At 41.3% G+C, this 12,481-nt stretch carries 7 protein-coding genes; 2 read left to right on the top strand and 5 right to left on the bottom strand.

Translation table 11 applies throughout. The annotated features are described in order from the left end of the window. Positions 1-61: 61 nt before the first annotated feature. The 4 genes from ACTHOQ_RS09650 to ACTHOQ_RS09665 form a co-directional block, all read right to left on the bottom strand. Entirely contained in the window at positions 62-2,812 is a 2,751-nt protein-coding gene (locus ACTHOQ_RS09650) for an S-layer homology domain-containing protein (protein ID WP_440495786.1), read from the bottom strand. Between the two features lie 802 nt (positions 2,813-3,614). Further along, entirely contained in the window at positions 3,615-4,337 is a 723-nt protein-coding gene (locus ACTHOQ_RS09655; RefSeq protein ID WP_440495787.1) for a WecB/TagA/CpsF family glycosyltransferase, read from the bottom strand. 90 nt (positions 4,338-4,427) lie between these two features. Further along, positions 4,428-5,696: a nucleotide sugar dehydrogenase gene (locus ACTHOQ_RS09660; protein WP_440495788.1), complete on the bottom strand. Its 1,269-nt coding sequence runs from the start codon at positions 5,694-5,696 to the stop codon at positions 4,428-4,430. Between the two features lie 666 nt (positions 5,697-6,362). Next, positions 6,363-6,842, bottom strand: coding sequence for an IDEAL domain-containing protein (locus ACTHOQ_RS09665; protein ID WP_440495789.1), 480 nt, complete (start codon positions 6,840-6,842; stop codon positions 6,363-6,365). 366 nt (positions 6,843-7,208) lie between these two features. Between ACTHOQ_RS09665 and ACTHOQ_RS09670 the strand changes: the two genes are divergently transcribed. After that, complete coding sequence (locus ACTHOQ_RS09670; protein WP_440495790.1) at positions 7,209-8,783, top strand: SWIM zinc finger family protein; 1,575 nt, start codon at positions 7,209-7,211, stop codon at positions 8,781-8,783. Between the two features lie 120 nt (positions 8,784-8,903). Beyond that, positions 8,904-11,657 carry a DEAD/DEAH box helicase gene (locus ACTHOQ_RS09675; protein ID WP_440495922.1) on the top strand — a complete coding sequence of 918 codons (2,754 nt, stop codon included), beginning with the start codon at positions 8,904-8,906 and terminating at the stop codon, positions 11,655-11,657. Between the two features lie 170 nt (positions 11,658-11,827). Here the strand turns inward: ACTHOQ_RS09675 and ACTHOQ_RS09680 are convergent, their stop codons facing one another. Further along, positions 11,828-12,238 carry a single-stranded DNA-binding protein gene (locus tag ACTHOQ_RS09680; protein WP_440495791.1) on the bottom strand — a complete coding sequence of 137 codons (411 nt, stop codon included), beginning with the start codon at positions 12,236-12,238 and terminating at the stop codon, positions 11,828-11,830. Positions 12,239-12,481 lie beyond the last annotated feature (243 nt).

Raw genomic sequence — 12,481 nt, forward strand, 5'->3', positions numbered from 1 at the left:
TCGTCTCGACCTCCGTGTATTTTACTTAATCATATCACGTTAGCTCGGTACGACATCTATCCTAACAGAGGGGGTTAACAACGTTAGTGAAACGTTCTTGAACTACTACACGACCATAGTACGTTGCAGGTGATGACAATTTGAATTTGTTAGCTGTAGCAGTTTTATCTACTACTTCATAACCAATCACTTCACCAGTTACAGTTCCTGTAGCTAATGTTGAAGCAATATATTGTGCTTCTTTTGCATCGTTTGTATAAGTGTTGTTGTTATTACGAGTATCTTGAGTAACTGTTTTACGTACAGTTGTTGTATATGAAGATACTGAAATTTTACCAGCTTGATTTGGCGCTACAACTTCTAATAACGCATCGTTTGTATTTGAGTATTCAGCCACAGTTGAAGTTGCTGCTACTAAACCAGGTGCATTACCGTGAATTGTTACAGTTGTGCCTGGCTCTAATCGTACTGATGAACCATTTACAAAACCTTGAGTTTGAGTTTGACCAGCATACGTGATTGTTAAACCAGTATAGTTAGTTCCTGCTGCATCCACTAAACGCGGGTTAATTGTTTGAATTGAGTTAGATGTATTCGTAATTGTGTACGTCGCATTTTTGATACCGGCTGTTTCAGAAGCATTACCACTTTGGTTTGTTAATGTTGCGTTCCAAACCATTGTGTCGCCTTGAATAAATGATCCAGCAGTTGGTGTGTTTAATTTGTAATTAGGACCTACTACTACTGATTTTAAGAATGTTACTGTTGGTGCTACTGCATTTGGTTCGCCATCTTCTAGCTTGTCATTACCAACTGCTGCATTGTTACCAGCTGTGTTTAAATCAATCCATGCTACAGGAGTAGCTTTAGTATTGTCTACAGCTGATTTTAAATAAACAGTTGCTTCACCATTAGCATTAGTTACTAATGAAACTACACCATTTGTAGTGTATGAACCGTCTGAAGAAGTAGCGATTTGTGCAGGTGTATTATTAGATAAAGAAGCATCTTGGTTTTGTTGAATTGCTACTTTAATAGTTGCACCAGCATATGGAATTGGTTCACCCTTGTCATTTTTCTTATCAGTTACAACTTTTACTTTGTAAGCGATTGGGTTTTGTTGACCATATTCTTCACTCATAGCAGCTACGAAGTCCGCTGTACGATCAAATGTAATAGTGTAAGGAGATTGTACCCCTTGGAATTTAGCTGCACCAGCAACTGCTTGTAATTCTGTTGCACCGTAACGGTTGTTTGCATCTGCATCAGCGAATACGATTGGTGTAGCAGTTGTGTTTTTACCAGTTACTACGAATGTAGCTTGACCTACAGAATTTGTAACTACTGTGAATGTTTCTTCACGGTGTGAACCTGCTGTAGCAGCTGAATCTTGGTATGGTGTTACATATAAACCGTCGATTTTACGAATAGAAGCTGTAGTATCGTTAGTTTTTGATCCATCAATATCATTTAAGTTTTCTTTAAAAGTAACATTTAAAGTTTTGCCTGATAATGGTTGACCAGAAGTTGGATCTTTGTAAGTTACTGTATAAGTACGGTTAGCTCCATTGTCAATTGTTTTCTCATCTGTATCTACAGTTAAGATAGTATCTTGACCCCAGTAAACTTTAGCATAACCTAATAAGCTTGGAGCACCTGTTGGATATACTGTTACATTATCTACACCAGCAACACCGTATTGAGTGTAAGTGTAAGTAGCAACACCATCAGTACCAGCAGTTACTTCATATTTTTTATTTTCATTTAAGCTGTTACCAGTAGCTTGTACGTTGAAAGTCACTGCAGCACCTGGAGTTGTAGTAGCTTTTAAAGTTACTTGTTGACCAACTTTAGATTGGATAGAAGTAGTTTCAACTTTGATTTCAGTTGGAATTACAGCTGCGATACCAGTGAATTTACCGATTTCAGTGCCATCAACTGATACAGTGTACTCTTTACCGCCTTCTTGTGCTTCAGTAGTTAATACTGCAACATTTTTAGCAGTTTGTTTAACGATAGCATTAGTTACTTTTAAGCCATCAATAGTGAACGTCAAGTCTTTAATGTCTTCGATATCAGAAGCGAAAGCAACTTCAACAGTTGTATTGTTAATTGCTTTAACAGCGCCTGATGAAGCAGAAGCACCAGTGAAGTCAGCATTGATTACGTTGTTTAAGAATGTAGCGAATTGACCACGAGTTACTGTGTTCTTTGGTAAGAAGTTAGTCACAGTAGTGATATCGTAGAAGTCTAATACATCGATTGCTGTGCGAGCTTCTGCTTTAGCAGCGTTGATGTCTTTTACTTCACGAGTGAAGTCTTGAGAAGCAATATACTCTTCAAGGCTTACATCTTTTAATGTGTTTACCATACGTACAAGTACGATAGCCATGTTTTCACGAGTGATCGCGTCGCCAGCTAATAATTTGCCGTTTGAACCAGCGAAAACGCCGGCGTCAGCAACTACTGCTGCATACTCTAATAACTCTTTGTTAGATTTAGAAGATAAATCTGAGAAACGTGGATTTGAAGTCGCATCAGCTGGTACTGAGTGACCTTGAGACACTAAGTATTTACCTAATAATTTAACTACGTCAGAACGAGTTAATTCTTTGTTAGGTTTGAAAGTGCCATCTGGATATCCAGAGATTACTTTTGCATCAACTAAAGCGTTGATTGCGCCCTCGTGTGTGTTACCAGAGATGTCAGATAATGATGCAGCAGATGCAACTGGTACGATTGCAGATGCTACTAATGTAGCTGTCGCAGCTGTTGCTACGAACTTTTTGTATTTCTTTGGTTGGTTAGCCATTGAAAAATTTCCTCCTCATAAGTCAAAATAATATTTTTAGTTACCCACACGAAAAATGTGCAGAAAAACTAACTACACATAAATTCTAGTAGTATACATTTACTATGTCAATCTTTTTTTCCCAACAAAACCACAATTAACCTGTTTTATTGATTTGAAGATATGATCCGGCAAATATATTCAGATAACTTAAAATTTCTTTAATTATGCCATACATCCACTACCAAAAACAACATTTTCTTTACCACATTATCTCAAATTTTATATTAATATAACATTTTACCATGGTAATAATCATATTATATTTCATAATGATGGATATTTACTGGTTATATAATGCAACAGTACCAATGCTTTTAGCCGTTTTATAAATATTACTAATATTACTATCATATTACTTTTATAAAATAATAATTATTTATGTGAACATATTTTTTACTACTTTGCTATTGTATTAATGCTGCTGATTTATAGAACTGATTCGCTAAAATTCGACAAAATAAAAGATTAAAAGGTTGTCTATTTTAGTCACATATATCGTTGCGAAGATATATATATAATTTGTGACCGGGTTTTGAAAAGCGCACCAGAAAGATTATTTAGGCACAAAAAAAAAAGAAAAAGGCCTTAGCATATAGATGCTAAAGCCTTTTTCTCGGGCTACCAACCGATTTTCCTTGCAGGGAAAAGTTTAAAATTCTATTGTATATCGTAGAGGAAATCTTACTACTGACTACAGTGTAACACTATCGTTACAAATAAACAACCAAATATTACAAAGATTACATTATTTTTTTTGAAATTATTTATCGACTTTCGATTTGCGCGCTACTTCCAATAAGAATAAAGGCAAGGCGATTTGGCGTTTAATGCGGTGCGGTTCCTTCATTAAACGGTAAAACCATTCCATCCCCACTTTTTGGAAAGCTTCTGGAGCACGCTTCACATTTCCTGCGAGCACATCAAACGAGCCTCCCACTCCTTGGTAAATGGTCGGGTGCAGCTGGTCGCGGTTTGAGTTGATCCAGTTTTCCTGCTTTGGCGAGCCCATCGCCACGAATAATAGATCGGGCTTTGCTTCATTGATCTTATCAAGCACTTTTTGGTTGTCCTTCTCATAGCCGTCTTGCGTGCCTGCGATTTCGATGGCCGGGTAAAGCTCCTTCAATTTTTCGGCTGCTTTGTCGGCAATGCCGGGCTTCCCGCCATATAAAAAGATCGCCTTCTTGCGTTTTGCCGCTTCTTCACAAAGGCGGAGCATCATATCGACACCTGTTACGCGTGATGTAATTTGGCCTTTTTGAATTTTCGAAGCTAAAATGACGCCGATGCCATCCGGAATTTGAAACTCTGCATTATTCAGCAATGTCCTCAAAGCCGGGTCTTCTTTTGCCTTAATGATTTTTTCAGGATTGATGGCGACAATTAAAGACTTCTGCTGCTTTTCGATTTGGTCGAATACTAATGGCAGCAGCTCATCATAGCTTTCGGTATTTACTTGTATGCCGAGCACCGTTTCCTTCATATACGCTCTTCCCTTCTGAATATTGCTCCATATATTGCTTCATAAAAAGAACAGGCAGTACGCATCATACGCACTGCCCACATTGCATTATTAGTTCTTCGCGTCTCCAAGCAAGTGGAACTGGAAGCCTGCTTTTTCCCATGCTTCGCGGTTCAGGCAATTTTTCGTATCAAACACGATTTTGCTTTTCGCGTTCAATGTTGCCGGGTCAAGCTCTCTGAATTCTTTATGGTCTGTCAAGAATACTAAAATATCCGCTTGTTCCAATGCTTCTTGCATGCTCTGTGTTTGTGTCTCGTGTTTATTTTGCTTAATATGCGGGTCATGCGATACAACCGTCAAGCCCAGTTTTTGCAATTCATCGATTACGATTGTCGATGGGCTTTCGCGCATATCATCTACATTTCCTTTGAATGCTAAACCTAGAGCGGCAACTGTTGCACCGGCAATCCCGTTTTTATTTAAAATGGCTTGTGTTTTTTGCGCTGTAAAGCTTGGCATTGAATCATTCGTATTACGGGACAGGTGAATGATCTGTGCCTGCTCGCCGCCCAGCTCCACTAAAAACCATGGATCTACCGCGATACAATGGCCGCCTACACCTGGACCAGGGAAATGCACATTTACACGTGGGTGATAGTTCGCAAATTTAATCGCTTCCCAAATGTTCACATCCAATTTCTCCGCCATTTTCGCAAGCTCGTTTGCAAAGGCAATGTTCACATCACGATAAGTGTTTTCCATTACTTTTACAAGTTCAGCCGTCGTCGCATCTGTTAAATGGATTGCACCTTTTACAAATGTTTCGTACAGTTCTTTTGTAAGCTCGGCCGATTTTCGGGAAATCCCCCCTACAATGCGGTCATTGTTTACAAGCTCCTCGAAAATGCGTCCCGGAATAACACGCTCTGGAGAATGGGCTACAAATAGCTCTGTGCCAATTTCAAGACCCGACTTCACTAATTCTGGCAGCATCACATTTTCCACAGTTTTTGGTGGAACTGTTGATTCTAAAATAACTAAATCGCCCTTTTTCACGAAAGGCACGATTGAAGCCGTTGCTTGACGCACATATTCTAAATTCGCTGTATTGTCCGGATTGATCGGTGACGGCACTGCAACAATGAACACATCCGAAGCGACCGGTGTTGTGGATGCTGTTAAAAAGCCTTCATCCACCGCTTTATCCAAACGTTCCTGCAAGCCATTTTCCTCGATATGTAATTGTTTTTCCTGAATACTTTTCACAGCTGCCGGGTTCACATCAACACCGTGCACCTTTACACCGTGATTTGCAAACATTACCGCCGTTGGTAAACCGATATACCCTAACCCAACGACACAGATTGATTTTGTCATGATCCTTTCTCCCTTTCACTTTCAAAAACGCCTATATCTCATTGTTTTATTATAATATAATTTATTCCGCATCTAATTGCCGAAATGATCGGGATCACTTCATACGGTTCCAAAATCCCGCTCTTCTATGTAACGAAAGATCGGGACGAATGGTTGCACAATAAATGCTTGAAAAAAATAGTCCTGCAGTACAGTATACAACTTTCTAATCGCTGTGTGAAATAGTTTTTCTTTTTTGCAGTGCAATGAAGAGCGAATATGCTGAATTTGTGAAAAGAGTGCTGCGTCTCTTTTTACGAATTTGCGGCTTGTTTTAGACGCTTCAGATTGATAGTTACCCTTCAATTAAGTTTTTCCCTTTGTCGGGGTTGTTATACTTATTAATGGTGAAAGTGTTCGGTTAGTGGGGTAAAAGGAAAGTTTTCTCGGTTGATGATGGGTGCTATCGATAAGTTGAGGGGAGCGATTGCGTGGAAGAATGGGGATGTCTTCATTAATTTAGTCCTCAAATTCCGAAAAATATCCCCCCTTCATATTTAGTTGCACAATAAATTGTTCACGAATGGATATGACTTTTCACTTTTATGCATTTCCATATACATAATCAACAGAAAAAACCCCGTCAGCCATCATTCGCTAACAGGGTTTAATGTGGGTTTTGGACTATCACGATGCGTAGCCTCCAGTTAATTTCGCCTTTTCTGCCATCAAGTCGTGGAATAATGCTTCGTCGCGGGATTCGAGCGCATCGTCGATCAGGCGGGATAAATTGTTTTCCTCTAGAGTACGCACAATACTTTCAACTTCCTCGGTGAACTTATACAGTTTTTCGTTTTTGGCCGGCTTTACCTGAGTGGATACGCTTTCGATAATCGGCATTAAATATTCGTGTACATTGGAGACGAGCAATAGCTGATAAAGCGGAAGACGCACAAAGCGGTTGCCGCGCTGGAAAACGAATACTTCGGATAAATTTTCCACCTGCATTGAATTTAAATCGACGATCATTTCTTTTCCTTCAATCGGGATGAAGTGAAAAATTTCCTCATCTTTTGTGATTGAAAAATATTGATATGCAAAGACTAAGCGTAATTTTGTGCCCGTCATTTTTGTATAGAATGGCTTCATGAACTGTACCTGAATCATTTGAATTCCTCCTTCACTAAATTTCTTTTCAATCCTCTGTTCATTTATTCGAGTCAAAAGGCCTACTGTTTTTTTATGATATGGATTGGATCACTAAAAAGTTCGCGATAATTTAATCGATTTCTATTTGCTTATAGTTTCCCCATACTTTTAACGTTTCAAACTTCCAAAACGTTCCACCCTTCATGAAAAAGCGGATTTTCCGTCAAAACGAATCCAAAGTACCATTCCAATAAGTGGATATTTAAAAAAACTATACTTCCCTATCCATAAAGTATTTATTCGCATCTTTCTCATTACCGCTTTGCTGCGATTCGTATTATAATGGAAGGAACGACTTTTTTTGATTAGGAGGGGAAATCCGTTTTGAGTTTATCATTTTCTGAAATTGCTCATGCCCATAAAGACTTTATCGAACATACATTGCAATCCTATGAAGAGGAACTCCACCCTTCCGCCAATGAAGATGCAGAGCTGGTGACGCGCGCGATGTTCTCCGTGCGCAATCAGGCGATACGACCGCCGCATTATTCTCCATACAGCCAAATTTTGTCTTGCCAGCTCCAAGATGTAAGCACAGCGGAAGTGACGATTAATTTCGCGGAAAAGCGCATTACATGCAGCTGTCCTAAAAAGCAAGTATGCCGACATAAGCTTGCCGTTATTTTAAAGCTATCTCAGTATTTTATTTCACTGCAGCAATGGCTTTCAATATGGCGCTCCAAAAGAACGATTCCGCTAAAATCGCTGGCCGCCGAGCGCAGTCCTGAAAACTGGCAGCAAATGGCCGACGACGTGCTCAATTACACGCTTAAAGATTCGCAGCCGATTGACCCTTATATGATTTCCAATTTTCATGAAAGCATCCGCTCCAAAATCCATCGCCACCGCCCATATGAGCAAGAGTGGCAGGAGCTTTTTCACTTATTTATGGAAGTCGCCATTATGAAACATTTTCTTTTGCATGCAGTCAGGACGAAAATGGATATGGGGCACCATTACTTCCAATTCTTTTTGGAAAATACATTAAGCCACATTCAACGCTCGATCGATGCATTGAGCAAGACGACGCAATTATTTGCGACCGAGCCGTTTTTCGATTCGCTGCAGCAAAATGTCCGCGATATATTATTTATCGAAAAAGGGGCTTCGTCGTTCCGCTTAACCCTTTATTTGCAATTTTGGACGAAGCTATTTACCGAGAAAAAACGTTTCACTTATGAATTATCGATTCTCGAACAAAGCGGGGGCGTTCAAACGGATATTGATCTGGATGTGGTGAAGTCGATTTTTTATATTTTACTGGACACGACATCACCGTTAGAGCGTGCAGTGGAAACGATGCATGAGAAAAATGTGGAAAGTTTTATCGAAGTTGCGCATTATGCACTTCGAAAAGGCTTTGTTGATGAGGCGACACTTATTTTAAAAAAGGCGCTTCCCTTTTTACAGACATATGTGCAAGAAGATTTGCTTCCGATCAGGCGCCAAAAATTTACGCGCAAGCTTGATTATTTGTATGAACAAATTGCATTGTCGGAAGAGGAAGAGCTTGCGTTATATGCTTCATTCGGGCGTTACGGCATTGAATCATTTTCCAATTATTTATTGCGCCATAGCCGATTTGATCAATGGATCGCGCTGCATCAGCTCTATCCATCATCGATTCCTTATTTGGATCAATGCGGTCTAAAGGAAGTGGTTGCACAAGCTCCCGAAACCGCGCTCCCACTTTATCATTACTATGCGATGGAGGAAATTCAGCAAAAATCGCGCCAAAATTATAAGCAGGCAGTCCGAATCTGGCGGGCGATGAAAAATGCCTCGAAAAAGGCCGGCAAACTCGATTATTTCACGTCATATATCGAGGCCATACAGCAACAATACAAGCGTTTGCGTGCTCTGCAGGAAGAGATAAACAAAAGCAACTTGCTCGTATAAATCAGCTTGTGGCTGCACTCCCGCTTCTACCGCGGAGTGCCGATTGCCTCAATGGAATGAGGTTTCACATATATATTCAGCCATTAGGAGGTGACATTGCGTTTTAAGCGCAACAATACAATGCATTATTTATTCAATACAAAGCTTCCCTTTCTGAAAGTTATTCGCATTCAGCTTTCTGAGTTGCGTCCCGGTTATTTCCGCGCTACTGCGTACAATAAAAACGATTTGATTTTACCGACAGCAAACTGGGTCCCGACGTTATTTTTCAAGTTCGAGCAAAATTTTTTCGGTTTGAACACATCATTGGAAGAACGCGATTTAATCATATCCGCTTCCAATTTGCTTGATATTTTATCACCTGCATATCGTCACCCTTTTTTGGATTTTGAGGCATATGACAATCACACTGCCGAGGTCTTTCAGGCAGTGCAGGCAACATTGCCGCTTTGGACCGATTCGGCGCTTTGGCAGCAGGCGACCGTAACCGAAGAAGGCTTTGCATTCGAAAACAGCTTACTGCAGTATGCAGTCGAACAAAAGCTGATGGATGCCGGGCTAACAAAGGAAGATACGCTGGCGCTTATACCGTTTTTCCAAAATGGCGGCTGGCCGATGCAAACTTCCCATATTTTTGATGGTGTGAAAATGGCTTTGCGTCTGAGCGAGCCCGAAGAGAACGAGGAAAACTGGCTTTTGGAAACAGTGCTCATTAGTCCTAACTCCGCAAAACATTGGACGCCTGCCTCTTCAAAACGAAAGCTTCCGATTATTGAAGCATTGCCGAAAAAATGGAGTACGATCGCAAATAATGTTGAGGAGCTGCAAAAGCAAATAGTTGAGTTAATTCAATTAAATGCGGAAAGCTCGAACTTTATTCATGCACAATTAAATGATCAGGAAGTTCGCGATTTTTTGCGGCATGAGCTCACTAAATTACAGGCATTGGGCTTTGAGGTGATTCTTCCCGCATGGCTTAAGGAACTAAGACAATCAAAAATGCGTGTACGAGTTAGTGCAAACAGCCAATCTGTCCGCAGTGTCGCAGGACTTGACGATATTTTAACGTTCAAATGGCAGTTTTCGATGAATGGCGAGGAAATCTCGGCAGAAGCATTCAAAAAGCTCGTCGATGAGAAACGTGAATTTGTTCGTGTCGGCACAGAATGGTTCCGCATCGATGCCGAGTGGCTTAACGAAATGCGCGAGCTAATGGAACAGGCAAAAGAGGAAAATTGGACGGTGCGCGATTTACTATTCCGCGAGCTGCCCGAAAGCTTAACCGCGCCATTGGAAGATGATTCGGAGGAGGATGCCGAGCGCGATGATCCGCTTTTTGCTTTTGAAATGCAGCAATCGCTCCAGGCGTATATTGAGCAGCTCCAAAATAAAAAGGGCTTGCCTAAAGTCGATGTGCCAGCAAAGCTCCATGCCGAGTTGCGCCCATACCAGCAGGAAGGCTTTGAATGGCTTGTCTTTATGCGCGACCAAAAATTCGGCGCCTGTTTAGCGGACGATATGGGGCTCGGTAAAACAGTGCAGCTCATTACGTACATGCTGCATACCGTATCCGTACTGCAAGTTGACAAGCCTACATTAATCGTCTGTCCAACTTCGGTTGTGGGCAACTGGCAAAAGGAGCTGACGCGTTTTGCGCCTGATTTGGACGTGTATACACATTATGGTCCCCGCCGTTTAAAAGGGGAAGACTTAACAAGCTATGTGGCGACACAGCGTCCGCACGTCATTCTTTCCACATATGGCACGGTTACCCAGGATGCGGATGACCTGCAGCTGATTGACTGGTCGGCTGTCGCTTTGGATGAGGCGCAAAACATCAAAAATATGCAAACATTGCAATCCCGCGCCATCCGTAAATTAAAGGGCGACCATCATATTGCATTGACAGGGACACCCGTTGAAAACCGGCTTTCAGAGCTATGGGCCATTTTTGATTTTATCCATAAAGGGTATTTAGGCAGCTACACGAAGTTTGCGGAGAGCTTTATAACACCGATCGAACGCGATGTATCGGAATCGCATAAGCGTGTATTGCGCATGAAAATCCGCCCGTTTTTGCTGCGGCGCTCGAAACGCGATCCAGAGCTTCAGCTGAATTTGCCGGACAAGCAGGAATCTCTTGAATTTTGTGCGCTTACACCCGAGCAGGCAGCGCTTTATGAAGGCTATATTCAAGATACGCTCGCAACGCTCGAACAGCTGACAGGGTTTGAGAAAAAAGGGCGTATTTTGAAAATGCTGAATAAATTGAAGCAGCTATGTAATCACCCTGCCCTTTATTTAAAGGAACCATTTGAGGAAGCGCGCATCATGGTCAATCGATCAGTGAAGCTGAAGCGGATTATTGAAATGACGAAAGAAATTATCGATAATGGCGAGCAATGTTTAATCTTTACACAATATATCGGGATGGGCAATTTAATCCAGCATTGTTTGACAGAGCTTTATAATGTCGATGTGCCGTTTTTGACGGGGAGCATGCCGAAACAGCAGCGTGACCGTTTAGTCGAGCAATTCCAGGCGGGCGAGTTCCCTATCTTTCTGCTATCGCTCAAAGCCGGTGGTACGGGGCTTAACTTAACAGCCGCGACACATGTGCTGCATGCCGATCGCTGGTGGAATCCTGCAGTGGAAAATCAGGCGACCGACCGGGCATATCGAATCGGGCAAACCCGTTTTGTGCAAGTGCATAAATTTGTGACGATAGGAACGATTGAGGAAAAAATCGATAAAATGATTGCGATGAAATCTGCTCTATCCGAGGAATTGATTCAATCGAGCAAATGGCTGACCGAGCTTGATGATTCCGAATTAATGGATCTGCTCGTCCTTGATACGAGCAATTTGAAATAATGGGAAGAGTCTACTTTTACGCCATGAAGTAGACTCTTTTTATGCTTACTTCACTACTTTATTTAGTTGTTATAGGATTGTGAGAAAGAATGGTACTACTGCGCGGTCAAACAATAGATTTGGGCTGTTCACCTCCTGCATGGATTTATGGTGATCGGGGAAATTAATCGTTAAGGCTGTTCCACGAGTTCGCTTTCGTGCTCGGGCAGTACGAAATCTTCGGAAATTGGAGGCGGTGCTGTCGTTGCGTCTGTTTCACCAGGGGTTTTTAAAGCATAAAATCGGACATCCTCAGCATTCACTTCCATCGTATATACTTTTTGATTTTCGCGATTCAAGTATGTCCTCGATTGCAGGCGTCCTTTTACACCGATGAGCGAGCCCTTTCCACAATATTTCACAATAGCTTCAGCCGTTTTTCCCCATGCGACACAGGATATGAAATCCGCATCCACCATCCCTTCACTATTTTTATAGGTGCGATTGATTGCCAATACAAAATTAGTTTGAACACGCCCTTCCGACAGGTGCCTGATCATTGCATCTTTCGTCGTCCGCCCTACAAGCCCAACATGATTCATTCATTAACCTCCCTTCTTTCGGAAATTAGCTTTAGCATAATCGATACAGCGCCTTTTTTGCAAAACGGAAAAATGGACATTTCTGTTGAAATGGAGCTTCAAAATTCATTTTTGCCATGTCGGGCTGCAGGGGGAATTTTGAACAAACTTTGACTTATTAACGTTGTCTGCCATATTTTCGGTTTGCTGAATTTGACAGTTTCGCAATTGATATATGTTATACTTTTACAAAAGACTATCGAG

This window comes from Solibacillus silvestris (genome assembly GCF_051967575.1).
Taxonomy (GTDB): Bacteria; Bacillota; Bacilli; order Bacillales_A; family Planococcaceae; genus Solibacillus; species Solibacillus silvestris_B.